The sequence below is a fragment of the Klebsiella sp. HN106 genome (genome assembly GCF_051209435.1).
Taxonomy (GTDB): domain Bacteria; phylum Pseudomonadota; class Gammaproteobacteria; order Enterobacterales; family Enterobacteriaceae; genus Klebsiella; species Klebsiella oxytoca.
The window spans coordinates 213,056-238,238 of sequence record NZ_JBLURD010000002.1; the positions used below are offsets into that span (position 1 = coordinate 213,056).

The following is a 25,183-nucleotide window of genomic DNA, read 5'->3' on the forward strand; positions in this document are numbered from 1 at the left end:
AAAAAATGAAGACTTTGAAAAACTGGACTTTACGCCAACGGCTGGAGCACCACGTTGAGCTGACCGTCGACGGCCAACACACCCTGTGTCTGTACGTTCTGGAAGAGAATATGTTCCGCGTGCTGCTGAAACGGCACGGTCAGCTGGCGGTGGATCGCACCTGGAGTATCGCTCCCGGACAGGATGTGCCGTGGGAAGGCCGTCCGCGCGAAGAGCTAAGCGGCTTTAGCCTCCCCGCCTGGCAGCTCACGGAACAGGAAGGCACCCTCTGTATCGCCACCGAACAGCTGCGCGTTATCGTCCACCAGCCGCTGTGGCTGGAATGGAGCTATCGCGATGAAGCCGGCGAGTGGCAGCCGCTGGCGAACGACCGCCCGACCAGCGCCTATCTGGCGAATGCGCACGGCGACGGCGTTGCTCACTACCTGAGCCGACGTAAAGATGAGCGCTTCTACGGTCTGGGTGAGAAGGCGGGCGATCTGCAGCGTACCGGCAAACGCTATGAGATGCGTAACCTCGACGCGATGGGGTATAACGCGGTGAGCACCGACCCGCTGTATAAACATATTCCATTTACCATCGCGCAGCGTAGCGATGTCAGCTACGGCCTGTTTTACGACAACCTGAGCAGCTGCTGGCTGGATCTCGGTAACGAAATCGATAATTACCATACCGCCTATCGCCGCTGGCAGGCGGAAGCTGGCGATATCGATTACTATCTGTTCACCGGCAAGCGCGTACTGGATATCACTAAAGCCTTCGTTCGCCTGACCGGTAAAACGCTGTTTGGGCCAAAATGGAGCCTCGGCTATAGCGGTTCGACGATGCATTACACCGACGCGCCGGATGCGCAAAACCAGCTGATGAACTTTATCCGTCTGTGCGATGAACACGCCATTCCGTGCGATTCGTTTCAGCTCTCATCCGGCTATACCTCGATTAATGGCAAACGCTATGTCTTTAACTGGAACTACGATAAAGTGCCGCAGCCGCAGGTGATGAGCCAGGCCTTCCACGATGCCGGGCTGAAGCTCGCCGCCAATATTAAGCCCTGCCTGCTGCAGGACCATCCGCGCTATAACGAAGTGGCGGAACGCGGGCTATTTATTCGTGATTCACAGGCCGATGCCCCCGAGCGCTCCAGCTTCTGGGACGACGAAGGGTCGCACCTCGACTTTACCAACCCGCAGACCGTCGCCTGGTGGCAGGAAGGCGTGACAACCCAGCTGCTGGAGATGGGTATCGACGCCACGTGGAACGATAATAACGAGTATGAAGTGTGGGACGGCGAAGCCCGCTGTTATGGGTTTGGCCAGGAGATTGCCATTAAACATATTCGCCCGGTCATGCCGCTGCTGATGATGCGCGCGTCGCTGGAGGCTCAGCAGCGCTTTGCGCCGCACAAACGTCCGTATCTTATCTCTCGTTCCGGCTGCGCCGGGATGCAGCGCTATGTTCAGACCTGGAGCGGTGATAACCGTACTAACTGGGATACGCTGCGCTACAACACCCGGATGGGGCTGGGAATGAGCCTCTCCGGACTGTTCAACGTCGGCCACGATGTTGGCGGCTTCTCTGGCGATAAACCGGACCCGGAACTGTTCGTTCGCTGGGTGCAAAACGGCGTTATGCATCCGCGCTTTACCATTCACTCATGGAATGACGACCAGACGGTTAATGAAGCGTGGATGTATCCGGAAATCACGCCGGCCATCCGTGCGGCCATTGAGCTGCGCTATCGTCTGCTGCCGTACCTCTATACCCTGCTCTGGCAGGCTCACGCCGACGATGAACCGATGCTGCGCCCGACCTTCCTCGATCACGAGCACGATCCGCAGACGTTTGCCGAGTGCGACGACTTCCTGTTGGGTCGCGATCTGCTGGTCGCCAGCGTCGTCGAGCCCGGTGAGCGTCAGCGCCGCGTCTGGCTGCCGGCTAATCAGGACGGCTGGTACGACTTTGATAGCCACCAGTGGTTCGCAGGCGGGCAGTGGATCGTCCTTGATGCGCCGCTGGAAAAGCTGCCGCTGCTGGTTCGTGCCGGAGCAGGCCTGCCGCTCAGCGAACGCATCCGTCACGTCGATGCGCAAAAAGACGATCGTCGTGAGCTGAAACTGTTCCCGCTGAAAGGCGTGGGAACCCGCCGCGGCCTGCTGTTTGAGGATGATGGCGAAAGCTGGGGTTACCAGAATGGCCATGCGCTGTGGGTAGAGTGGGAAATGGTTTGCGATAGCGCCAGCATCAATCTGAAGGTCAGCGCGCGCGGCGATTATCGACCGGCGTGGAAAGCGTTGAAGGTGTCGTTACCGGCAGGGGAAACCCGCAGGCTGCTGGTGAATGGTGAAGAAAGGAGCGAGTGGCGGGTGTAGTGCGGATAAGGCGCAGCAGCGCCTCCGGGGCATTCAACCACTCTGTTCTCTGCAAGGGGCATTCTGCGCGCTGCTCCCGGGGGCGGCGCTCAAAGCGCCTTGCCCGGGCTACAGGTTCATCGCCGATTGCAGTGCGGTAGCCCGGACAGATGCGCAGCATCGACTCCGGGAATTCAGCTGCTCTGTTCTCTGCAAGGGGTATTCTGCGCGCTGCTCCCGGGGGCGGCGCTTAACGCGCCTTGCCCGGGCTACAGGTTCATCGCCGTCTGCAGTGTGGTAGCCCGGACAGATGCGCAGCATCGCCTCCGGGAATTCAGCCGCTCTGTTCTCTACAAGGGGTATTCTGCACGCTGCTCCCGGGGGCGGCGCTTAACGCGCCTTGCCCGGGCTACAGGTTCATCGCCGTCTGCAGTGTGGTAGCCCGTACAGATGCGCAGCATCGCCTCCGGGAATTCAGCCGCTCTGTTCTCTACAAGGGGTATTCTGCACGCTGCTCCCGGGGGCGGCGCTTAACGCGCCTTGCCCGGGCTACAGGTTCATCGCCGTCTGTGGGAGATACCCGGACAAGGCGCGCCAGCGCCGCAATCCGGTACAAACAACAGGAAAATTATTCGATACCTTTGCTGCGCAGATAATCTTCGTAGTTACCGGTGAAGTCCACAACGCGCTCCGGCGTAATTTCAATCACTCGGGTCGCCAGCGAGCTTACAAACTCACGGTCGTGGGAAACGAAAATCAGCGTGCCCTGATACATCTCCAGCGCCATGTTCAGCGATTCGATCGATTCCATATCCAGGTGGTTGGTGGGTTCATCCATCACCAGAATATTCGGTTTTTGCATCATCAGCTTACCGAAAAGCATACGGCCTTTTTCCCCCCCGGAGAGTACTTTCGCCGGCTTCTTGATATCGTCCTGGCTGAACAGCAGTCGACCAAGGATGCTGCGCACCGCCTGCTCATCGTCGCTTTCCTGTTTCCACTGGCTCATCCACTCAAATACCGTCAGATCGTTTTCAAATTCATATTCATGATCCTGCGCGTAGTAGCCAATCTGCGCATTCTCAGACCATTTAACGGTACCGTTGTCCGGCGCCAGATCGCCGACCAGGGTTTTCAGCATCGTGGATTTACCCACGCCGTTGGCGCCCAGAATGGCAACCTTTTCTCCCACTTCCAGCAGCAGGTTGAAGTTTTTAAACAGCGGGCCGTTATCAAAACCTTTAGCCAGCGCTTCCACTTCCAGGGCGTTACGGAACAGCTTCTTATCCTGCTCAAAGCGAATGAACGGGTTCTGGCGGCTGGAGGCTTTCACTTCGTCCAGCTTGATTTTGTCAATCTGACGGGCGCGCGAGGTCGCCTGGCGAGATTTAGAGGCGTTAGCGCTAAAACGGCTGACGAAAGATTGCAGGTCGGCGATCTGCGCTTTTTTCTTGGCGTTGTCAGCCAGCAGACGTTCGCGCGCCTGGGTCGCCGCGGTCATGTATTCATCGTAGTTGCCAGGATAAACGCGCAGTTCGCCGTAATCCAGATCCGCCATGTGGGTACAGACCATATTCAGGAAGTGACGGTCGTGCGAAATGATGATCATGGTGCTATCGCGGTCGTTGAGCGTCTGCTCCAGCCAGCGGATGGTGTCGATGTCCAGGTTGTTCGTCGGTTCGTCGAGCAGCAGAATGTCCGGATTAGAGAACAGCGCCTGCGCCAGCAGCACGCGCAGCTTCCAGCCGGGAGCGACTTCGCTCATCGGACCGTAATGCTGTTCAACCGGGATCCCCACGCCGAGCAGCAGCTCGCCGGCGCGCGCCTCAGCGGAATAGCCGTCCATCTCGCCATATAGCACTTCAAGGTCAGCCACTTTGTAGCCGTCCTCTTCGCTCATCTCCGCCAGGGAGTAGATGCGATCGCGCTCCTGCTTCACTTCCCACAGCTCGCCGTGGCCCATAATCACCGTATCCAGCACGCTGAACTCTTCAAACGCAAACTGATCCTGGCGCAGCTTACCGATACGCTCGTTCGGATCGAGGGAGACGTTGCCCAGCGTCGGCTCAAGATCGCCGCCGAGGATCTTCATAAAGGTCGATTTGCCGCTACCGTTGGCGCCAATCAGGCCGTAACGGTTGCCGCCGCCAAATTTGACGGAAATGTTTTCGAACAGCGGCTTACTGCCGAACTGCATGGTGACGTTGCTGGATACTAGCACGGGGTTATCCTGAAAATAGAGAATGAGAAGTGTGATGAACCAGACATTATGCCAGCAATTGCTTCACTTTTCACGGGCCGTTATAAAATCATCACTGCCGCCTGTGTTAGGGTCGTTGTCACCTTGCGCGGTTATACTACTCAGTGCGTAATTTTTTACCCTAATCTGGAAGGAACCTATGACCACAATCTCCCGCCATCCGGCCTTCTTATCGCTGCAGGGCGGTATCAACTTTCGTGACCTGGGCGGCCAGCGTACCGCCGACGGCCGCCGCGTGCGGTCGGGGAAGCTTTTCCGCTCCGGCTCGCTGCATATGATGACGACCGCTGACTTAACCCACCTGGACGCTATCCCGCTCAGCCGGGTGATAGATTATCGCGATCCGGGAGAAGTGCATCGCAGCCCCGATAAGCTGAACGAAACGGCCCACTATCTCAACGCCCCGGCGAATCCGCACGTTCGCGACGTCAACGCTAAAGTCACCGAGCTCAGCGCCGCCACGCTCAATGCCCTTAACGGCGAGCAGTTTATGCTGGAGCTCTATCGCCAGCTGCCGTTCAACAACGCCGCTTATCGCCAGCTGGCCGGTTGGCTGATGGAACCCTTCGACGGCGCGCTGCTGCAGCACTGCGCGGTGGGCAAAGACCGCACCGGCGTTGGCTGCGCATTGACGCTGTTCGCCCTCGGCTGCGATCGCCATACGGTGATGGAAGAGTACCTGCTGACCCAGGGCATGCTGACTGAGGTCGAGAATTTCATGCTCGATTCCCTCGGCGATGAACTGACCGCTCGCGGCCGGCAGAACCTGGCGGAAATCATGACGGTTCATGAGTCTTATCTTGCTGCCGCGCTTTCTCAAATCGACGACCGCTACGCCAGCGTCGATGCCTGGCTGGAGAAAGAGTATCAGCTTACGCCGCAGGCGCGTGAAGCGCTCCAGTCGCGGCTTCTGGAGGGGTAATCCCCTCCCGTTTTCAGGCGGCAGGGCCAGCGTTGACGGGCTACACTCTCGGTCACAGGAAAAAAATGTGATTTCGTACACATCTCATTTACCTGTTTGGCGGAAAGCACATATAATGCGCTCCCATCGACTCCCTGTTTAAACTGACAAAGGCCTGTGCGGCATTAACATCGCCCACGACATAAAGATTATGAAATTATCAACACTCTTCGCGGCAGCCTTCGCCATCGTGGGCTTTTGCAACACAGCTTCTGCTGTAACTTATCCTCTGCCCACCGACGGCAGCCGTCTGATTGGTCAGAACCAAGTGATCACCATTCCGGAAGGCAACAAGCAGCCGCTGGAATACTTCGCCGCCGAATACCAGATGGGTTTATCCAACATGCTGGAAGCCAACCCGGGCGTGGACACCTTCCTGCCGAAAGGCGGCACCGTGCTAAACATCCCGCAGCAGCTGATCCTGCCGGACACCGTGCATGAAGGTATCGTCATCAACAGTGCGGAAATGCGCCTCTACTACTACCCGAAAGGCACCAACACCGTTATCGTGTTGCCGATCGGTATCGGCCAGTTAGGTAAAGACACGCCGGTCAACTGGGTCACCAAAGTTGAGCGTAAAAAAGCCGGTCCGACCTGGACCCCTACCGCCAAAATGCATGCGGAATACCGCGCGGCTGGCGAACCGCTGCCAGCGGTTGTTCCGGCCGGTCCTGATAACCCGATGGGCCTGTACGCCCTGTATATCGGCCGCCTGTACGCCATTCACGGCACCAACGCCAACTTTGGTATCGGCCTGCGCGTCAGCCACGGCTGCGTGCGTCTGCGTAACGACGACATCAAATTCCTGTTCGAAAACGTGCCGGTCGGCACCCGCGTTGAGTTTATCGATGAGCCGGTAAAAGCGACGACTGAGCCAGACGGCAGCCGCTTCATTGAAGTTCACAACCCGCTGTCCACGACCGAAGAGCAGTTCCAGGGCGGTGAAATCGTGCCGATTAATCTGACCAAATCAGTGCAGGCGATTACCAGCCAGACTGACGTAGACCAGAGCGTGCTCGATCAGGCGATTCAGAACCGTTCCGGTATGCCGGTGCGTCTGAACTAAACGCGCATAATGCAGAGAGTGGCGGGCCCGGTGCCCGCCATTTTTTTAACCGTTATTGACCAGAATGATTCCGCCGTGATCGTAGCGATAGTGGCAATGGGCATACTCCAGCGGCGTACCATCCTCCAGATAGATCACCTGTTCCACCTCCAGCACCGGGTCGGTCGCTTCGCAGTTGAGATGTTCTCTGTCCAGCGCCTGCGGTTTCATCGCCCGCACCACCCGATACGAGCCCATCATTTTAAGCCCCAGCGTCTCCTGTACGTAGCGAAACACCGAGCTTTGCAGAATCGTTTTATTCAGGTCGGGCACCAGCGCAACGGGCATCACGGTGAGATCCAGCGACACGGGCTCCTCATTGAGCAACCGCAGACGGACGAAATCATAGACCGGGGCATCGGCGTCAATCAGCAACGAGCTTTGCTCTTTTTCCGTGGGGAAACGCAGCTCGAAGCGAATCACCCGGCTGGTGACTTCCCCTAAATGTTCCCAGGTTTTGGTGGCGCCAAAATAGTCGCTGCCGGGTAGCTCCCACTGCGAAAGCTGGAGGAAATTTTTGCGCACGAAGGTCCCCTGCCCCTTACGGGTGTAGATAAGGCCTTCGACAATCAGCTGGCGCATCGCCTGTTGAATGGTCATCCTGCTGGTGCTGAACTCTGCCGCCAGGGCGAACTGATCGGGTAACGGCGCGCTGGCGGGATACTGGCGGCTGATAATACGTTTTTTGATTTCCCGCGCGATACTCAGATATTTGGCCGTCATTCCCCGATCCTTTTACGTGACTGATTGTGGCTGGCGGGCAGAATATACCATCTGCCCGCGCGAGGCGCCGCTACATCTCTGCACCATGACTATGGATGACCCGTTTCAGCCAGGCATAGCTTTTCTTCGGTACGCGCTTAAGGTCCTTGAGGTCGTGGTTTTCCCGGTTCACGTAGACAACTCCGTAGCGTTTACGCATATCGCCCTGCGAACTGAGGATATCGATCAACCCCCAGCCCAGGTAGCCAATTACCTGCGCGCCATCGTCAAATATCGCCTCTTTCATGGCGTTGATATGGTCGCGATGATAGGCAATGCGGTAGTCGTCAGCCACCTGGTTTACGCCGTCCCAGGACTCAATCACCCCAATGCCGTTTTCTATCGGGAACACCGGCAGACGCCAGTCGTTGTAGTAGCGGGTAATAATGGTGCGAAAGCCCAGCGGATCAATCTGCCAGCCCCACTCGGTGGCCTCCAGATAGTCATTCTTTTTATCGCCAAACTGCATGTAATAGTTGACCGGCGTGCCCGGCGGGATCGGGTCGCTATCCAGCGCTTTGCTGGCATAGTAGCTAAAGGCCAGATAGTCGATTTTAACCTGCGCCATCAGCGTCAGATCCTCTGCGCGGTAGATATCCTCCAGGCCTTCGCGGGCGACCACGTGCATGACCTCAGGGCTGTAGCCCTCTCCGGCAAAGGCGCGCAGCAGGTTCTGGTTTAAAAACTCGTCCAGCTGCTGGGCGCAAAGAATATCGCGCGGTTTGCAGGTAGCGGGATAGACCAGCGCATGGGCCAGCATCCCGCCCATCAGACACTGCGGCTTAGCCTGGTGCAGATACTGCGTCAGATGAACGTGGGCCATCATCACGTGATGCTGGATCTGATACAGCTCGCGCAGGGTCTTCTCGCCGCGCATATAGCCTGAAATCAGAAACGCGTCCGGCATATGGTAAAGATTCTGCTCATTAAAGGTCAGCCACCACTTCACCTTGTCGCCAAAGCAGTCGATCATCTTCTGCCCGTAACGAATAAAGGCTTCCATCACCCGACGGTCGGTAAAACCATTAAAGCGTTCAGCCAGCGACAGCGGCATATCGAAGTGATACAGGCAAATCATCGGCTCAATGCCACGGGCAATTAACTCGTCGATAAACTGGTGATAGAAAGCAATACCTTCTTCATTGAACTCACCGTCGCCTTCCGGGCAAACGCGGCTCCAGGCAATCTGGAAGCGGTAACAGTTCATGCCCAAATCCTGCATCAGGTCGAAATCTTCCCGATAGCGATGGTAGGAGTCGGTCGCCACCTTCCAGTCGGAAGCAAATTCCGCCGGCTGACGAATATCGTAAACCGACATCCCTTTTCCGCCCTCATTCCACGCCCCTTCGGTTTGCATACTGGAAACCGAGTTACCCCATAAAAAATCTGCCGGCAGTGTTCTGTTCATCTCTCGCCCCTATGACTAGTCATATAATTTTCATGACTAGTCATATAAACGAATTTTCATTAGCAGGCAAAGTCGAGGATCGTTTTTTGTGAGCGCCACGGATAAAAAAAGCCGGATCGCGACGCGGGCGATCCGGCTTAGAGGAAAAGAAATTACTGCTGTGCGAGCTGATTGCGGCGATATTCGCCCTGACGCTCCAGCATCCAGCCCGGATATTCCCGCGGCAGCGCGCTGACCGCATCAAGCCGCGACAGTTCATCCTCGTTCAGGGCAATGCGGGTCGCCGCCAGATTATCGGTAAGCTGTTCGACCCGCTTCGCGCCAATAATCACGCTGCTCACCGCCGGCTGGTGTAGCAGCCAGGCCAGCGCGATTTGCGCCACCGAAACGCCCTTCGCCTCGGCAATCTCGCGCATCACATCAATACAGTCAAAAGCCCGCTCTCTGTTCACCGGCGGGAAATCAAACTCCTGACGACGGCCGCCGCTCGCCGACTGCCCATCGCGATCGTACTTACCGCTGAGCAGACCTCCCGCCAGCGGGCTCCAGACCATCAGGCCCAGCCCTTCGCTCTGCATCATCGGCACCAGCTCGCGCTCCAGATCGCGCCCGGCAAGCGTGTAGTAAGCCTGCAAAGAGGCAAAGCGCGCCAGCCCAAGGCGTTCGGAAATGCCCAGCGCTTTCACTATTTGCCATGCCGCCCAGTTCGACACCCCGATATAGCGGACGTGGCCGTGCTGCACCAGATTATCCAGCGCATACAGCGTCTCTTCGATCGGAGTCGCAGGATCGAAACCATGAAGCTGATAGAGATCGATATGATCGAGCTGCAGACGACGCAGGCTCTCTTTGACGCTGCTGATAATGTGATAGCGCGAACTGCCGCGCGAGTTCACGCCTGCAGTGCCGGTTTCGCCAAAGACTTTAGTCGCCACCACCACGTTTTCACGCGGCACTTTCAGATTCTTTAGCGCCTGGCCGGTAATCTCTTCCGAGCGTCCTTCTGAATAGACATCAGCGGTGTCGATGAAGTTAATGCCCGCATCCAGCGCGTTGCCCACCAGCTGCTCTGCCTCCGCCTGGCGCAGCTGCCCCACTTTCCCCCACAGGCCGCCTTCACCACCGAAGGTCATGGTGCCCAGGCACAGCTCAGAGACAAAAAGGCCGGTATGACCCAATTTTTGATAACGCATAGGACTCTCCTTCAATCAGGGTGATTCACTGCCGTGAAGAGAGTTATACCCCGGAAAAGGAGAACGCGAATGTGGCGTTTCTGTCCGTTTCTTGCCCAATTCTCTGAATATCAGAGCTGCAGCAGGCCGTATCCCACCAGCGCCGCCCACAGCAGCATGGGGAGCGAATAGAGATGGAAGCGCCACCAGATGCGACGATCGCCAGCCATGCGCAGCGCAATCAGGTTGGCCAGGGAGCCCGGCAGCAGGCCAAATCCGCCGACGTTAACCGCCCAGGCCAGCAGCGCCGATGGTGGAACGTAGTTGAGCAGTAAAATAGTTGCCGGAACGTTGCTGATGAACTGCGACAGACCAATCGTGGTCAGCCACAAACCTCCCGCCGAGAGCTGGCCAACGCCGTTGAGCGCATGCTGTAGAACGGGGAGCTGAGTCAACAGGTGAACATCGATAAACATCGCCATAAACACCAGCAGCAGCGTCCAGTCGACGTTAACGATCACCGCCCGCGCGAGCAGCAGGAAACCCAGCGCGATCAGCGCCAGTCCCCACAGCTCCTGTTTTAGCTCCAGGGCGGTCAAAAAGACGACATAGAACGCCAGGCAGCTCCAGACCAGCTTTGGCCGCCAGGAGGGCACCCTGTCGCTGCTCTGATAATTGAGATGCCTGGGGGGGAAACAGAACCAGCACAGCGCCAGCAGTGTCATCATCATCGCTGCTGCCAGCGGCAGCATCTGGCCGATAAAGGCCGGGAATGAGAGGCCGGAGCGCCCCCATAGCAGGATATTTTGCGGGTTACCGATAGGGGTTAACAACGACCCGGCGTTCACCGCCAGCGCTTCGAAAATGATTAACCGGCTGGTCGGAATAGCGCACCATTTTTTCAGGGTCAGCGTGAGCGGCACAACGATAAACAGCGCCACATCGTTGGTTAAGAAGGTGGATAGCAGCGCGGCCGCCAGCACCATAAATATGGCCAGCTGGCGCTCGGTGACAAAACGGCGCGCCATTTTGCGCCCTATTACGTCAAAATAGCCGCTCAGTTCAATGCCTTTGGTCAGTAGCATCAGCCCGCTAAGGGTGATAATCGTATGCCAGTCAATGGCGTGTAGCCAGCCTGCAGGGGCAAACGGTACAAAGAAGCTTAAAACAACGCCGACAACCAGCAGCAGGTGTAGAAAGCGGTCGCGGATCAGCGACTGAACAAAGACGAGGTTCATTCTCCCGATGACCCCTGCTTGAGGGTAAACTGTTTAAACATCGCCAGCGTCTCTTCGCTGACGTGGTGCTCCATACCTTCGGCGTCGCGACGCGCAATCTCCGGGCTAACGCCAATCACCAGTAAAAAGTTTTCCACGATCTGGTGACGTTCGCGGCTTTCATGCGCCAGCTTCTCGCCTTCAGGCGTTAAAAAGATCCCCCGCCAGGGGATCTGTTCGATCAGCCCAACGCTGGCCAGTCTTTTTAACATTTTGGCAACTGTTGGCTGCGACACCCCAAGCCGCGCGGCCATATCCACCTGGCGGGCTTCGCCCACTTCCATTATCAGATCGGAAATCAGCTCCACGTAGTCATCAATCAACTCCCGACGATGCGCCTCGCGTACCTGACGAAATCCCTCAACGTGTTCTTCGACATTCACTAGCTGCGTCACTTTTTTTGTTATTGGCTTACCTGCGCGACGGTTCATTGTGCTTCCTCATTCCTGTGACGCATCAAGCATCATATAAAAGGATCCCCATTGTAATGGATCGCGCACAGAGAACAAAAAATTAACGTTTTAGCCATAGCTATAAAATATAGCCTGTGCTATATCTGTATGTAATACACACATCCTTCAAGGAGCGAAGGACGAAGTTACAGGAGGTCGATATGAATGAATTCAAGAGGTGCTTAAACGTGTTTACCCATTCTCCTTTTAAAGTGCGGTTAATGCTTGTCGGGATGCTGTGCGATCTGATCAACGGCAAACCGCAGCAGGATAAACCCAACAACTAATGCGGCGTCGCGGTACGCCGCTTCATTTTTCTGTCACAAATTCCTGCCACACTGGCTGATTACTCAGCGCTTCAGCGACTTTTTTCAAGTTTTGTAAGCTTTCTCCCAAAACAATCCGTTATGGACTGTTGACCTTACCATTTGCAAGCCCTATCTTTTGTCAGCCCTGCCACTACTGCGGCTCGCAGAGACCCTCTTCACGCACTGTCCAGCAGGTTTTACCCCTTGATGCCAGGGGATACACATGGCTCTTTTTGATTGTTTACTATGAATGTCACGCTGAAAGAAACGCTGGTCGCCCGCAGGCCGGTACTGAACCCATGGACAGGATTCTACTTTTTACAATCGCTGTTTATTAACCTGGCGCTGGGCTATGAGTTTAGTCTGCTCTATACCGTTGCTTTTGCCTGCGTGCTACATCTGCTGTGGCGGAGCTTTCCGCGCGCGCAAAAAGTAGTCGTTGGCGTCTATTCACTGCTGGCGGCTATGTACTATCCGTTTGGCCAGGCCTACGGCGCGCCGAATTTCAACACGCTGCTGGCGCTGCACGCCACGAACATCGAAGAGTCCACCGAAATCCTCACCATTTTCCCGTGGTACAGCTATCTGCTGGCCGTGTTTATCTTTGCGCTCGGGGTGATTGCCGTGCGCCGCAAACCGGAAGCGCCGGCGCGCTGGGGGAAAACAGATACGCTGGGACTGCTGTTCTGCATCGCTATTTTCTTTCTGCAACCGGTGCAAAACCTTGCCTGGGGCGGCGTCTTTAAGGTCATCGATACCGGCTACCCTGCCGTCCGCTTCGTTAAAGATGTGGTCGTGAATAATAGTGAAGTACTGGATGAGCAGGCGCGGATGGCGCAGCTGGCAAATATGAAAGACAGCTGGCACGTGCTGGCGGTAAAGCCAAAGTATCATCTGTACGTGGTAGTTATCGGAGAGAGCGCGCGCCGTGATGCGCTCGGTGCCTTTGGCGGCCACTGGGACAATACGCCGTTCGCCAGCTCGGTCAAAGGCTATTTATTCAACGACTATATCGCCGCCAGCGGTTCAACGCAGAAATCCCTCGGATTGACCCTGAACCGGGTGGTCGATGACAAACCGCAGTTTCAGGATAACTTTGTCACCCTCGCCAACCGTGCCGGTTTTCAGACCTGGTGGTTCTCAAATCAGGGGCAAATTGGTGAATATGATACGGCGATTGCCAGTATCGCCAAACGCGCAGACGAAGTTCAGTTCCTTAAAAACGGCGATTTTGAGGCCAACAAAAACACTCAGGATGAGCAGCTATTAAAGCTGACCGCGCAGGTGCTTGCCACCCGCCGTACCCAGCCGCAGCTAATCGTCCTGCATTTGATGGGCTCACACCCGCAGGCCTGCGATCGCACCAAAGGCAAATACGCCGTTTTCGTGCAGTCGAAAGAGACCTCCTGCTATCTCTACACCATGACGCAAACCGATACGCTGTTGAGCAATCTTTATACTCAGCTACAAAATTCGGGGGAAACCTTCTCGATGACCTATTTTTCCGATCACGGTCTGGCCTTTAAGGAGCGCGGGAAAGAGGTGCAGTATCTGGCACACGACGATAAGTACCAGCAGAATTTCCAGGTGCCGTTTATGGTGATCTCCAGCGATGATAAAGCGCATAAGATCATTAAAGCGCGACGTTCCGCCAACGACTTTCTCAGCTTCTTTTCGCAGTGGACCGGTATCAGCGCTCAGGAGATCAGTCCGCGCTATCGCTTTATCTCAGAGCAGAAAGCTGGCCCTATCTACATCACTAACTTCCAGCTGAAGAAGGTCGACTATACCCATCTGGGTACCGACGCGTTCACCGTCAATTAACACGGTTGCGTGAACCGCAGGCAAAAAAAATCCGCCCCTTGAGGCGGATTTTTTATATCACCGAAGTGATTAGAAGCGGTAACCTACGCCAGCGATCCAGGTGCCAACGTCAACGTTACGAATGCGAGACTGCTCGTAGGAGAAGTCCAGAGCAACGTTTTCGATCGGGTTGAACTGCAGGCCAGCACCGTAAGAGAAACCGTAGTCGCTCATGTCAGTTTTGTTCGGGTAGCTGTTGTTCTGGAATTTACCGTAACCAACACCTACTACGCCGTAGATGCTTGCCCAGTCATTCAGACGGTAAGCCGGACCTGCGGTGATGCCGTAGTACTGGCCTTTTTTGTAAACGCCAGACTCAGAACGATCTTTCTCGGTGTAGGTGAAAGAACCGATAACACCCAGCGGGTTGTTGTCTTGCTCGTAGCGGTACTTCAGGTTGAAACCGCCTGCTTTGTTAGCTTCGCCCTGCATGTCGCTCTGAGCGTAACCACCGGTAACGGTAGAAGTCGCAGCGAAAGCAGTGGTGCCTACGGATGCAGCCAGAACAACGGCCAGTGCTGAAAAACGTGCAATTTTATTCATAACCACCTCAAATGTGTTTCTAATAAGTCCTAAGTCTTAAATATAACAAAAACTTTTGGGAAACTCTTTTCACTTTACATTGTCTAACGTACTTTTTCATGTAACTAAAGGTTTCTACGTTTCTATAACAAACTGGAAAACAAACCTTTTTTACAAATATAGACCTATTAAGGCCTATAAAGCACCCGACGTGTATCCAGATTATTCCTAATCTTCTGGTGAATTTATCTTCGCCCCCGCGCTATTGTACTGCTTTCACTCCCCTTTTTTTCAACAATAGCTCAACCGGCGCGGGGTAATTCATTTACACTGGAACCTTTACCGCATTTGACAAAATTGACAGGAGAAAGGATGCCCGGCTCGTCCCGCAAAGTACCGGCATGGTTGCCGATACTGGTTATTTTAATCGCCATGATTTCCATTCAGAGTGGCGCATCGCTGGCCAAATCGCTGTTTCCGCTCGTCGGCGCGCCCGGCGTTACCGCCCTGCGCCTGGCTCTCGGTACCTTCATCCTGGTGGTTATTTTCAAACCCTGGCGTCTTCGCTTTGCGCCGGAGCAGCGTCTGCCGCTGCTCTTCTATGGCCTGTCGCTGGGCGCAATGAACTACCTGTTCTATTTATCAATTCAGCGCATTCCGCTAGGCGTTGCCGTCGCGCTGGAATTTACCGGCCCCCTGGCGGTGGCGCTCTTTGGCTCCCGCCGCCCGCTGGATTTCGTCTGGGTAGCGCTGGCGGTGCTTGGACTCTGGTTTCTGCTGCCGCTGGGGCAAAGCGTTGCCCAGATCGATCCCATCGGCGCGCTGCTGGCGCTTGGCGCCGGCGCCTGCTGGGCGGTCTACATTCTCACCGGCCAGCGCGCAGGGGAAGAGCATGGTCCTGCCACGGTCGCCATGGGATCGCTCATTGCTGCGGTGGTCTTCGTGCCGATGGGGATGATTCAGGCCAGCGATACGCTATTTCAGTGGGGACTATTGTTACCGGGCCTTGGGATCGCCATTTTATCCACTGCTCTGCCCTATTCTCTGGAGATGGTGGCCCTCACCCGGATGCCCAGCAAGACCTTTGGCACCCTGATGAGCATGGAGCCCGCTTTGGCCGCGCTTTCCGGCATGGTGTTTCTTGGTGAAACGCTAACTGCAACCCAGACCCTGGCGCTCGGGGCGATCATTCTGGCATCAATGGGCTCGACGCTGACAATGCGCCGGGAGACAAAAATTCAGAAAGTCGACATCAGCTAAAGAACAGGCCCTGAGCAAGAAAACCAGTCAGGGCCTTTGATTCATAAAGATTTTTGCCAATCCAACAGCCCTGCGCTATCAGACCGATAGAGACTACCGCCGCTGCAAAGCTCAAATCCGTTGCTATACTTAATTCCGCAAGTTATTGGGATGAGACGCTCCGAATAATTCGAATTTGAAGTATGACGAGTACAAATATCAAGAGGATATGACATTATGAGTACCGCAAAACTGGTTAAAACTAAAGCAACGAATCTGCTCTATACCCGTAACGACGTCGCAGATAGCGCGAAGAAAGCGACCGTTGAGCTGCTGAATCGCCAGGTGATCCAGTTCATTGACCTGTCTCTGATTACTAAACAGGCTCACTGGAATATGCGCGGTGCAAACTTCATTGCCGTTCATGAAATGCTGGACGGCTTCCGCACCGCGCTCGTCAACCACCTTGATACCATGGCTGAACGTGCCGTCCAGCTTGGCGGCGTGGCGCTGGGTACCACTCAGGTCATCAACAGCAAGAGCCCGCTGAAAAGCTATCCGCTGGATATCCATAGCGTCCAGGACCACCTGAAAGAGCTGGCCGACCGCTATGCCATCGTCGCCAACGACGTGCGTAAAGCCATCGACGAAGCAAAAGATGAAGATACCGCTGATATCTTTACCGCCGCTTCCCGCGACCTGGATCAGTTCCTGTGGTTCATCGAAGCGAATATCGAGTAAGCCAACTGCCGTCAGCCACGCTGGCGGCTTTTTTATTTCTTTTCCCCACGCCCCGCTTCGCACCACATTAGTGCATGAGATTGTTCAAAATACGCGCCAAAGTAAATCAATTGTAATAATCACCTCACACAATCGTTACATCAAGATTGTTTTAACATCAGGGTTTGCGTTAAAAATGCTCTTGTTATGCGATGCGCTTATGACGCACCAAAATAGCGCCCCATATCGGTGCGTTTAACGTTATCCCTTATCAAAATCGTGCAGCAGGAATTATCCTGGTTGTTATAAAACAACAGGTTGTAAAACTGGCATGATTTTTTCATAAGGCAACTCGTTCTCGCAGGGGATCGTCCCGTGGATATAAAAGGAAATGCTATGAAGTCTGTATTTAAAGTTTCACTGGCTGCACTGACCCTGGCTTTTGCGGTTTCTTCTCACGCCGCTGATAAAAAACTGGTTGTCGCTACCGACACGGCGTTTGTTCCGTTCGAATTTAAACAGGGCGATAAGTACGTCGGTTTCGACGTTGACCTGTGGGCTGCCATCGCAAAAGAGCTGAAGCTTGACTACACCCTGAAGCCAATGGACTTCAGCGGTATTATTCCGGCGCTGCAAACGAAAAACATCGACCTCGCGCTGGCGGGGATCACTATCACTGACGAGCGTAAAAAAGCCATCGACTTCTCTGACGGCTACTACAAAAGCGGTCTTCTGGTGATGGTGAACGCAAATAATAACGAAATTAAGGATGTCAAAGACCTGAACGGTAAAGTGGTTGCCGTGAAGGGCGGTACCGGCTCGGTTGATTACGCGAAAGCCAATATCAAAACCAAAGATCTGCGCCAGTTCCCGAACATCGATAATGCCTATATGGAACTCGGTACCGGGCGCGCCGATGCGGTTCTGCACGATACGCCAAACATCCTTTACTTCATCAAAACCGCAGGTAACGGTAAGTTCAAAGCGGTAGGCGACTCGCTGGAAGCGCAAAACTACGGTATCGCTTTCCCGAAAGGTAGCGACGAGCTGCGTGAAAAAGTGAACGGCGCGCTGAAAACTCTGCGTGAAAACGGCACTTATAACGAAATTTATAAAAAATGGTTCGGTACTGAACCTAAATAATAATTAGCGATGCTCTCTTCCAGGCCTGCTGTGGTCTGGTAGACCTGGAGCTTTCCGGGCTACCCGTCAGCAGGCCTGAATAGTTTTCTCAGAGGAATTTCCTCTGTTTTCGACACGGTAACAGGAACATATTATGCAGTTTGACTGGAGTGCCATCTGGCCCGCCATCCCCATTTTGCTGGAAGGCGCCAAAATGACGCTGTGGATTTCGGTCCTCGGCCTGGTCGGCGGTCTGATAATCGGTCTGGTAGCCGGTTTCGCCCGCTGTTTCGGCGGCTGGATTGCCAACCACATTGCGCTGGTCTTTATTGAAATCATCCGCGGCACCCCGATTGTGGTGCAGGTCATGTTCATCTACTTCGCTCTGCCGATGGCCTTTAGCGATTTACGTATCGACCCGTTCTCCGCGGCGGTAGTCACCATTATGATCAACTCGGGCGCCTATATTGCGGAAATTACCCGCGGCGCGGTGCTGTCGATTCACAAAGGCTTCCGGGAAGCCGGCCTCGCCCTGGGTCTTTCTCGTCGTGAAACTATTCGCTACGTAATCCTGCCGCTGGCGCTGCGCCGTATGCTGCCGCCGCTGGGCAACCAGTGGATTATCAGCATTAAAGACACCTCGCTGTTTATTGTCATCGGCGTAGCCGAGCTGACCCGCCAGGGCCAGGAAATTATTGCCGGTAACTTCCGCGCGCTGGAGATCTGGAGCGCCGTTGCGGTTATCTATCTGATCATCACCCTGGTGCTGAGCTTTGTTCTGCGTCGTCTTGAAAGAAGGATGAAAATCCTGTGATTGAATTTAAAAACGTTTCCAAGCACTTTGGCCCAACCAAAGTGCTGCATGATATCGATCTGAAGATCAACCAGGGCGAAGTCGTGGTGATTATCGGGCCGTCCGGCTCCGGTAAATCGACCCTGCTGCGCTGTATTAACAAACTCGAAGAGATTACCAGCGGCGAGCTGATCGTCGATGGTCTGAAGGTCAACGACCCGAAGGTTGATGAGCAGCTGATTCGCCAGGAAGCCGGGATGGTGTTCCAGCAGTTTTATCTGTTCCCGCACCTGACCGCGCTGGAAAACGTGATGTTTGGCCCGCTGCGCGTACGCGGCGCCAATAAAGCGGCGGCGGAAAAACTGGCGAAGGATCTGCTGGCAAAAGTGGGCCTCGCGGAACGCGCGCACCACTACCCTTCCGAGCTTTCAGGCGGCCAGCAGCAGCGCGTAGCTATTGCCCGGGCGCTGGCGGTTAAACCTAAAATGATGCTTTTTGATGAGCCAACTTCCGCGCTCGATCCCGAACTGCGTCATGAAGTACTGAAAGTGATGCAGGATCTGGCTGAAGAAGGCATGACCATGGTCATCGTCACCCACGAAATCGGCTTCGCCGAAAAAGTGGCTTCCCGCCTGATCTTTATCGATAAAGGGCGCATTGCCGAAGATGGCGATCCGCAGGTGCTGGTCAACAACCCACCAAGCCCGCGTCTGCGGGAGTTTTTACAGCACGTCGCCTGACCCCAGCCCGGCTCTCCCTTCGCGGGAGAGCCGCTTTCCAGAATCATCCCAACCTCGCGCTCCGGATCTCGTCTTCTATACTTAACGGTTTGAGATGCAATGGAGGTGCCTGTGCCGCGGATTTTGTTCCTGCTCGCTTTACTCTTCACCGCTCCGCTATGGGCCGCGACGCTGCCCGGCGTTCCGGCAACCACAACGGACCACTCCAGCAGTAGCGAACCCGATCTGGCGCAGAAAAAAGCGGCCTACGGCGCGCTGGCCGACGTGCTTGAAAACGCCGATGCCCGCCAGGAGCTTATCGATCAGCTGCGTAAAGCCGCCGCCACGCCGCCGCCGGACAGTACCCCGACGCTGACGCCGCCGGAAATTAAAGACGAAACGACGGTGCTGGAAAACGTCACTCAGATCAGTCGTGAATATGGCGAACAGCTTTCGTCGCGCTTCTCCCAGCTATGGCGCAACATCACCGGCTCTCCGCACAAACCATTTAATTCGCAATCGTTCATCAGCGCCGCCTGGCATTTCCTGCTGCTTGGTGGTCTGGTCTTTGCATTCTGGTGGCTGGTACGCCTGGCTGCCCTGCCGCTGTATCGCAAAATGGGGCACTGGGGACGACATAAAAACCGCGACCGCAGCAACTGGCTACAGCTGCCGGCCACGATTGCCGGCGCATTTATTTTCGACCTGCTTCTGCTGGCCCTGACGCTGTTTGTTGGCCAGCTATTAAGCGATCGCCTGAACGGTAATAATCCCACTATCGCCTTCCAGCAAAGTCTGTTTCTCAATGCCTTTGCGCTGATCGAGTTTTTCAAAGCCATTCTGCGGCTGATTTTCTGCCCACGCATCCCGGAGCTACGCCCGTTTAACCTTAGCGATGAAGCGGCAAAATACTGGAATCTGCGCCTCAGCGCGCTCAGCAGCCTGATTGGCTACGGGCTGATCGTTGCGGTGCCAATTATCTCCAACCAGGTTAACGTGCAGTTCGGGGCGCTGGCCAATGTGGTCATTATGCTGTGCATTACGCTCTGGGCCCTGTATCTGATATTCCACAATAAGCAGTTAATTACCCAAGGGCTTATCCATCTTGCCGACCGATCGCTGGCCTTCTTTAGCCTGTTTATCCGCGCCTTTGCTCTGGTGTGGCACTGGCTGGCCTGCGCCTATTTCATCGTGCTGTTTTTCTTCTCGCTGTTCGACCCCGGTAACAGCCTGAAATTTATGATGGGCGCGACCCTACGCAGCCTGGCCATCGTCGGCGCCGCCGCGCTGGTCTCCGGTATTCTGTCGCGCTGGATTGCGAAAACCATCACCTTGTCGCCGGAAACCCAGCGTAACTATCCTGAACTGCAAAAACGACTTAACGGCTGGATCTCCGCATCGCTGAAGGCCGCGCGCATCCTGACGGTCTGCGTGGCGATTATGCTGCTGCTCAGCGCATGGGGGCTGTTCGATTTCTGGCAGTGGATGCATAACGGCAGCGGGCAAAAAGCGGTTGATGTGCTGATTCGTATCGCGCTGATCCTGTTCTTCTCGGCGATTGGCTGGACGCTGCTCGCCAGCCTGATTGAAAACCGGCTGGCATCGGACATTCACGGTCGCCCGCTGCCCAGCGCCCGCGCCCGAACGCTGCTGACGCTGTTTCGCAACGCGCTGGCGGTGGTGATCAGCACTATTACCATTATGATCCTGCTTTCGGAAGTGGGGGTGAATATCGCCCCGCTGCTGGCTGGCGCGGGCGCGCTGGGCCTGGCAATTTCATTTGGCGCGCAGACCCTGGTCAAAGATATTATTACCGGCATTTTTATTCAGTTCGAGAACGGTATGAATACCGGCGACCTGGTGACGATAGGGCCGCTCACCGGGACGGTGGAGCGCATGTCGATTCGCTCCGTCGGCGTCCGTCAGGATACCGGCGCTTACCATATTATTCCGTGGTCTTCGATAACCACCTTCGCCAACTTCGTTCGCGGTATCGGCTCGGTGGTGGCCAACTATGACGTTGACCGGCATGAAGATCTGGATAAGGCTAACCAGGCGCTGAAGGATGCGGTCGCGGAAGTGATGGCGCAGGAAGAGATTCGCGGGCTGATCATTGGCGAGCCATCCTTCACCGGCGTGGTAGGCTTAAGCAATACCGCCTTCACCCTGCGCGTCACCTTTACCACCCTGCCGCTCAAGCAGTGGACGGTCAGATTCGCCCTCGATACGCAGGTGAAAAGGCATTTTGACCTCGCAGGCGTGCGGGCGCCGGTACAAACTTATCAGGTTCTGCCGATGCCAGCACCCGCAGGACCGCCTGCCCCCGCCGAGCCCACGTTATAGCGTGCGGCGACGTTTGGCCTCATCCATAAAGGTCCAAGCGATAAAGCGACTTTGCTTATTCCCCTGGGCCATCTCTTTCTTCACCACTTTCACCGCGCCGACGTCGGTCAGCGCGCGATATAGCGGCGGCAGGTTGTCGCCGCGAGAAACCAGCGAAGTAAACCATTTAACCTGACGAGCAAAGGGCTTGCTCTCTTCAATCATCTGCGTAATAAAGGCCACCTCGCCGCCTTCGCACCACAGCTCCTGCTGCTGACCGCCAAAGTTCAGCACGCTCTGTTCGCCCAGCCCAAGATTGCGACGTTTACGCTCGCCGCCCGCCTGCGCGCTGGCAGCGGAATCATGAAACGGCGGGTTACAGAGGGTCGCATCGTAGTGTTCATTTTTATGAATAATGCCGTTCAGAATCGCGTTGGCATCTTTTTGACGGCGCAGGCGGATCTGGCGAGTGAGCCCCGGATTGCCGTTGATGATAGCCTGGGCACTGGCGAATGCCTCGGCGTTCACTTCGCTACCCGTAAAGCGCCAGCCGTACTCGTGCGCGCCAATGAGCGGATAGATGCAGTTTGCGCCCACGCCGATATCAAGAATGCTGGCGTTAGCCGGGATCGTCCCGCTATCCAGCGCCAGCAAATCGGCGAGGTGATGGATGTAGTCCGCCCTGCCCGGCACCGGCGGACAGAGAAAGCCGTCGGGAATATCCCAGTGTTTCACCGCGTAAAAATGCGCCAGCAGCGCTTTATTCAGCGCCTTCACCGCCAGCGGGTTGGCAAAGTCGATGGTCTGCTCACCCACCGGATTAAGGGTGATGAAGGCCTGCAGCTCAGGATGGGCCTGGCACAGCGCGGGCAGATCGTAGCGTTGATGGTGACGGTTACGCGGGTGTAACCCCGGTTTCTGGGCTTTCATGGCATTCTCCTTTGAACAGCCGCGTAAGATACCCGTTGACGGCGGCGCGGTAAATAAGTGAGTCTGGATATCTTCTTTATTTGTCACGAGTGTCGTATGTACTTCTACCAACCTTCGCAAGGACACGGGCTGCCGCACGACCCGCTTAACGCGATTATCGGACCACGGCCTATCGGCTGGATAGCTTCCGTGGATAATAGCGGCCAGCATAATCTTGCGCCGTATAGTTTTTTCAACTGCTTTAACTATCGGCCGCCGATTATTGGCTTCGCCAGCAGCGGCTGGAAAGATAGCGTGCAGAATATCGTTGAGACCAAAGAGTTCGTCTGGAACCTCGCCACCCGCCCCCTGGCGGTCGCGATGAACGAAACCTCTGCCAGTATCCCGCGTCACGAAGATGAATTTGTCCGCGCCGGGCTCACTCCCGCCGCCAGCCGCCTCGTCAGCGCCCCCCGGGTAGCCGAAAGTCCGGTCAATTTTGAGTGTCGCCTGTCGCAATGCATCCAGTTAACCACCGCCGAAGGGCTGGCGGTTGATACCTGGCTGGTGCTGGGCGAAGTTGTGGCAGTGCATATTGATGAGTCGCTGCTGGAGGACGGGATTTACCAGACCGCCAGGGCTCAGCCGATTCTGCGCGCGGGCGGTCCCAGCGCCTATTACGCCATTGATGAAAGCCTGCGCTTTGACCTTGTGCGTCCGGACGCCCGCCAGACGTTTATTCCGACTCCCCCGACCGGCAAGCTCCCCGCCGGGCTGGTCGGGAAGCAGCTTTTTATCCGCCTGTTATCATCCCTTTAACCTCCCCTGCGGAGGCCTGCGCGCAAACGCCCTTCAGTATCCCTCTCTCCACTGCCTCACCCCTGGATTTTCTCTGCAGTGAACATGACTCCTTGTCTGGTCATTTTTTGCCCCCATATTTCCTATACTAAAGAAAGACGAGATAGCGAGGTGGACTATGGCTTCAGGCTGGGCAAATGACGACGCGGTGCAGGAACAAATCGATAGCACTATCAATGACGCGATTGCACGGGCGCGAAATGAGCTGTCATCGGGTGAGAGCAACAAATTTTGTGAAGAATGCGGAGAACCGATCCCCGAAGCGCGTCAGCGCGCGGTCGCGGGCGTGAAATACTGCATAAAATGCCAGCAGGAGAAAGATTTACATAACAATACATTTTCAGGATATAATCGTAGAGGTTCCAAAGATAGCCAGCTTCGTTGACCGATATTTACCGTTCATTACCGCATATCGCGTTATCTTTTCGCGCACGTTTTTTGGCAAGCGGCGTGGCAATATGTGCCCTTAAAGCCCTCTGAACTTCATCCTCACGGGTTTTGCTTTTCCCGGCCAAAATAATTTATTAATATTCAATAAATTAATACTTATTCAAAAAATTAGATGGACACTGTTAATTTCCTTCGATTTTATCTCCCGTAAAAAACCGTGATACTTATCACATCGACGCAACATCGTCCCCTGAACAGAACAACCTGCGAGAGATTAACTATGAAAAACATGAAATTTGCTGCCGCTGCCATCGCCCTTTCCGCTTTCTCTTTTGGCGCATTCGCCGCCCAGCCGGTGACCTCGGCTCAGGCAGAAAGCATGAATAAAATTGGTGTAGTTTCCGCTGAAGGCGCGACGACGCTGGATGGACTGGAAGCTAAACTGGCTGAAAAAGCAGAGGCTGCCGGCGCGACCGGTTATAGCATTACCTCAGCTAACAGCAACAACAAACTTAGCGGTACCGCGGTTATCTATAAATAATCGCCGCGACTTGCCGCTATTTCCTGTAGCCACATCCTGTAATGCCACTGTTTTAACCCTGTAAGATCCTTTAATACCCTTGCCTTGCCCGTCCACGCCACTGGACGGGCTTTTTTTTGCCTGCCGCTACGGTTACCAGCGCTCAGCCACCTTTGCCAGGCCCTGTTCAAGAGACGGAACGGCGCCGGTGGCCACAAGACAGCAGGCCAACTGAATTCGCAATGATTGCGGTAGCGGTGCGCTCCCGACGATGCAGCGCTCAATCCAGCGGGCGGTGACTTCAGGATCTTTTGACTCCGGCAGGGCGAGTGCCTGCGCGGCTACGCTATCCTGTCGTTCATTTACCACCCGCATACCAGATGCATCAATCAGGCTAATCTGCGGACAGCGCTGCGGGTTGGCGTAAACCTCCCCTTCGGTACCGTGCATCAGCAGCGCCCGCCCGCCGATTTCGGCAAAGAATTTCGCTACCCGGCCGACGTATTCCGGGTGTGAAACGCTCGACAGGCGCAGCGCCGCCTCTTCCGCAAAGGGTGTCGCCAGCTTGGCCAGCGTGTGGGCGCTGTTGCGCACGCCCATGCGCCAGCGCATCGCCAGCTGTTTTTCCAGCGGTGGGCAAAATGCGCCGACCGGAACGTAAACCGGCTGATGGCTATCCAATCGCGCCTGGGCCTGACCCGCGTGAAGCGTCGCCGGGATACCCATCAGTTCAAAAATCGTTTCCGTCACCACGCGGGTCGGATCGTGGCTCACGCCGTGGACGATGACCGGGAAGCCGAGCTTATGCAGCAGGACGGCGAGCAGAGGGGTCAGGTTTGCCTGTTTACGCGCGCCGTTATAGCTGGGGATCACAATGGGCATCGGTTTGGCGACCGGCGGAGTCAGCTTAATCGTATGCGCCTGCATCGCTTCATAGAAGCCCTTCATCTCCGCTTCGCCTTCGCCTTTAATGCGCAGAGCGATAAGAATGCCGCCGAGCTCAAGCTCAGGCACCTCGCCGTTAAGCATCCGCGAGTAGAGCGCGCGGGCTGTCTCCACATCCAGGTCGCGGGCGTGGTTCTTTCCGCGCCCGACTTCTTTAATAATCTTGCTGTAGTCCATTGCAGGCTCCTCTGAGCTTCTCACATCGTCG

Annotated in this window: 22 protein-coding genes and 1 pseudogene; 14 read left to right on the forward strand and 9 right to left on the reverse strand. The window is 55.5% G+C overall.

Going from position 1 to position 25,183, the window contains the following annotated elements; translation table 11 throughout:
* The first annotated feature begins 5 nt into the window (after window positions 1-5).
* Window positions 6-2,369 (forward strand): glycoside hydrolase family 31 protein, encoded by a 2,364-nt coding sequence (locus ACSIPU_RS07640; RefSeq protein ID WP_196558068.1) that lies wholly within the window; start codon window positions 6-8, stop codon window positions 2,367-2,369.
* A 607-nt stretch (window positions 2,370-2,976) separates the two neighbouring features.
* On the opposite strand, the gene ACSIPU_RS07645 is transcribed toward ACSIPU_RS07640, so the two are convergent.
* Window positions 2,977-4,569: an ABC-F family ATPase gene (locus tag ACSIPU_RS07645; RefSeq protein ID WP_016808105.1), complete on the reverse strand. Its 1,593-nt coding sequence runs from the start codon at window positions 4,567-4,569 to the stop codon at window positions 2,977-2,979.
* Window positions 4,570-4,747: 178 nt separating this feature from the next.
* Between ACSIPU_RS07645 and ACSIPU_RS07650 the strand changes: the two genes are divergently transcribed.
* Together ACSIPU_RS07650 and ldtB are read left to right on the forward strand one after the other, a co-directional pair.
* The gene (locus ACSIPU_RS07650; protein WP_004100507.1) at window positions 4,748-5,530 is read left to right on the forward strand and encodes a tyrosine-protein phosphatase; all 783 of its coding nucleotides are present in this window, start codon (window positions 4,748-4,750) and stop codon (window positions 5,528-5,530) included.
* A gap of 190 nt (window positions 5,531-5,720) precedes the next feature.
* Window positions 5,721-6,635 carry a L,D-transpeptidase gene (gene ldtB / locus ACSIPU_RS07655; protein WP_004100506.1) on the forward strand — a complete coding sequence of 305 codons (915 nt, stop codon included), beginning with the start codon at window positions 5,721-5,723 and terminating at the stop codon, window positions 6,633-6,635.
* Between the two features lie 45 nt (window positions 6,636-6,680).
* On the opposite strand, the gene ACSIPU_RS07660 is transcribed toward ldtB, so the two are convergent.
* From ACSIPU_RS07660 to mntR, 5 genes are all read right to left on the reverse strand, one after another.
* Window positions 6,681-7,397, reverse strand: coding sequence for a GntR family transcriptional regulator (locus ACSIPU_RS07660; RefSeq protein WP_196558069.1), 717 nt, complete (start codon window positions 7,395-7,397; stop codon window positions 6,681-6,683).
* 70 nt (window positions 7,398-7,467) lie between these two features.
* Window positions 7,468-8,844: a glycoside hydrolase family 1 protein gene (locus ACSIPU_RS07665; RefSeq protein ID WP_047720116.1), complete on the reverse strand. Its 1,377-nt coding sequence runs from the start codon at window positions 8,842-8,844 to the stop codon at window positions 7,468-7,470.
* Between the two features lie 152 nt (window positions 8,845-8,996).
* Window positions 8,997-10,037, reverse strand: a complete 1,041-nt coding sequence (locus ACSIPU_RS07670; protein WP_064397550.1) for an aldo/keto reductase — start codon at window positions 10,035-10,037, stop codon at window positions 8,997-8,999.
* A 110-nt stretch (window positions 10,038-10,147) separates the two neighbouring features.
* A complete protein-coding gene (locus ACSIPU_RS07675; protein ID WP_196558070.1) occupies window positions 10,148-11,254 on the reverse strand; it encodes an anion transporter in 1,107 nt (368 codons plus the stop codon).
* The gene (gene mntR, locus ACSIPU_RS07680) at window positions 11,251-11,724 is read right to left on the reverse strand and encodes a manganese-binding transcriptional regulator MntR (protein WP_004100501.1); all 474 of its coding nucleotides are present in this window, start codon (window positions 11,722-11,724) and stop codon (window positions 11,251-11,253) included. Before mntR ends, ACSIPU_RS07675 begins: the two co-directional genes overlap by 4 nt.
* Before the next feature lie 182 nt (window positions 11,725-11,906).
* Here mntR and mntS point away from each other — a divergent pair, with 182 nt between their 5' ends.
* Window positions 11,907-12,032, forward strand: coding sequence for a manganase accumulation protein MntS (gene mntS / locus ACSIPU_RS07685; protein WP_004100500.1), 126 nt, complete (start codon window positions 11,907-11,909; stop codon window positions 12,030-12,032).
* 267 nt (window positions 12,033-12,299) lie between these two features.
* Complete coding sequence (locus ACSIPU_RS07690) at window positions 12,300-13,877, forward strand: phosphoethanolamine transferase (protein WP_142477552.1); 1,578 nt, start codon at window positions 12,300-12,302, stop codon at window positions 13,875-13,877.
* A 69-nt stretch (window positions 13,878-13,946) separates the two neighbouring features.
* On the opposite strand, the gene ompX is transcribed toward ACSIPU_RS07690, so the two are convergent.
* Window positions 13,947-14,459 carry an outer membrane protein OmpX gene (gene ompX, locus ACSIPU_RS07695; protein ID WP_004100497.1) on the reverse strand — a complete coding sequence of 171 codons (513 nt, stop codon included), beginning with the start codon at window positions 14,457-14,459 and terminating at the stop codon, window positions 13,947-13,949.
* A gap of 351 nt (window positions 14,460-14,810) precedes the next feature.
* Between ompX and rhtA the strand changes: the two genes are divergently transcribed.
* The 6 genes from rhtA to ybiO all read left to right on the forward strand — a co-directional run bounded on the left by rhtA (window position 14,811) and on the right by ybiO (window position 21,374).
* Window positions 14,811-15,698: a threonine/homoserine exporter RhtA gene (gene rhtA / locus ACSIPU_RS07700; protein WP_004100495.1), complete on the forward strand. Its 888-nt coding sequence runs from the start codon at window positions 14,811-14,813 to the stop codon at window positions 15,696-15,698.
* Window positions 15,699-15,914: 216 nt separating this feature from the next.
* Complete coding sequence (gene dps / locus ACSIPU_RS07705; RefSeq protein WP_004100493.1) at window positions 15,915-16,418, forward strand: DNA starvation/stationary phase protection protein Dps; 504 nt, start codon at window positions 15,915-15,917, stop codon at window positions 16,416-16,418.
* A gap of 375 nt (window positions 16,419-16,793) precedes the next feature.
* Window positions 16,794-17,540, forward strand: coding sequence for a glutamine ABC transporter substrate-binding protein GlnH (glnH, locus tag ACSIPU_RS07710; protein WP_004100491.1), 747 nt, complete (start codon window positions 16,794-16,796; stop codon window positions 17,538-17,540).
* A 133-nt stretch (window positions 17,541-17,673) separates the two neighbouring features.
* Window positions 17,674-18,333, forward strand: coding sequence for a glutamine ABC transporter permease GlnP (gene glnP / locus ACSIPU_RS07715; RefSeq protein ID WP_004100490.1), 660 nt, complete (start codon window positions 17,674-17,676; stop codon window positions 18,331-18,333).
* Complete coding sequence (glnQ, locus tag ACSIPU_RS07720) at window positions 18,330-19,052, forward strand: glutamine ABC transporter ATP-binding protein GlnQ (RefSeq protein ID WP_196558072.1); 723 nt, start codon at window positions 18,330-18,332, stop codon at window positions 19,050-19,052. Before glnP ends, glnQ begins: the two co-directional genes overlap by 4 nt.
* A 111-nt stretch (window positions 19,053-19,163) precedes the next feature.
* On the forward strand, window positions 19,164-21,374 hold the full coding sequence (gene ybiO, locus ACSIPU_RS07725; RefSeq protein WP_016808139.1) for a mechanosensitive channel protein: 2,211 nt from the start codon (window positions 19,164-19,166) through the stop codon (window positions 21,372-21,374).
* Here ybiO and rlmF read toward each other — a convergent pair.
* A complete protein-coding gene (rlmF, locus tag ACSIPU_RS07730) occupies window positions 21,369-22,283 on the reverse strand; it encodes a 23S rRNA (adenine(1618)-N(6))-methyltransferase RlmF (RefSeq protein WP_016808140.1) in 915 nt (304 codons plus the stop codon). The genes ybiO and rlmF overlap by 6 nt on opposite strands.
* A 96-nt stretch (window positions 22,284-22,379) precedes the next feature.
* Between rlmF and ACSIPU_RS07735 the strand changes: the two are divergent.
* The 3 genes and pseudogenes from ACSIPU_RS07735 to ybiJ form a co-directional block, all read left to right on the forward strand.
* Window positions 22,380-22,991 (forward strand): annotated as a pseudogene (locus ACSIPU_RS07735) (flavin reductase family protein); the annotation flags it as partial.
* Between the two features lie 247 nt (window positions 22,992-23,238).
* Window positions 23,239-23,505: a DksA/TraR family C4-type zinc finger protein gene (locus tag ACSIPU_RS07740; RefSeq protein WP_004100483.1), complete on the forward strand. Its 267-nt coding sequence runs from the start codon at window positions 23,239-23,241 to the stop codon at window positions 23,503-23,505.
* Between the two features lie 285 nt (window positions 23,506-23,790).
* Window positions 23,791-24,051: a DUF1471 family protein YbiJ gene (gene ybiJ / locus ACSIPU_RS07745; protein ID WP_017146297.1), complete on the forward strand. Its 261-nt coding sequence runs from the start codon at window positions 23,791-23,793 to the stop codon at window positions 24,049-24,051.
* Window positions 24,052-24,183: 132 nt separating this feature from the next.
* Here the strand turns inward: ybiJ and ybiB are convergent, their stop codons facing one another.
* Complete coding sequence (gene ybiB / locus ACSIPU_RS07750; protein WP_004100479.1) at window positions 24,184-25,152, reverse strand: DNA-binding protein YbiB; 969 nt, start codon at window positions 25,150-25,152, stop codon at window positions 24,184-24,186.
* Window positions 25,153-25,183: the final 31 nt, after the last annotated feature.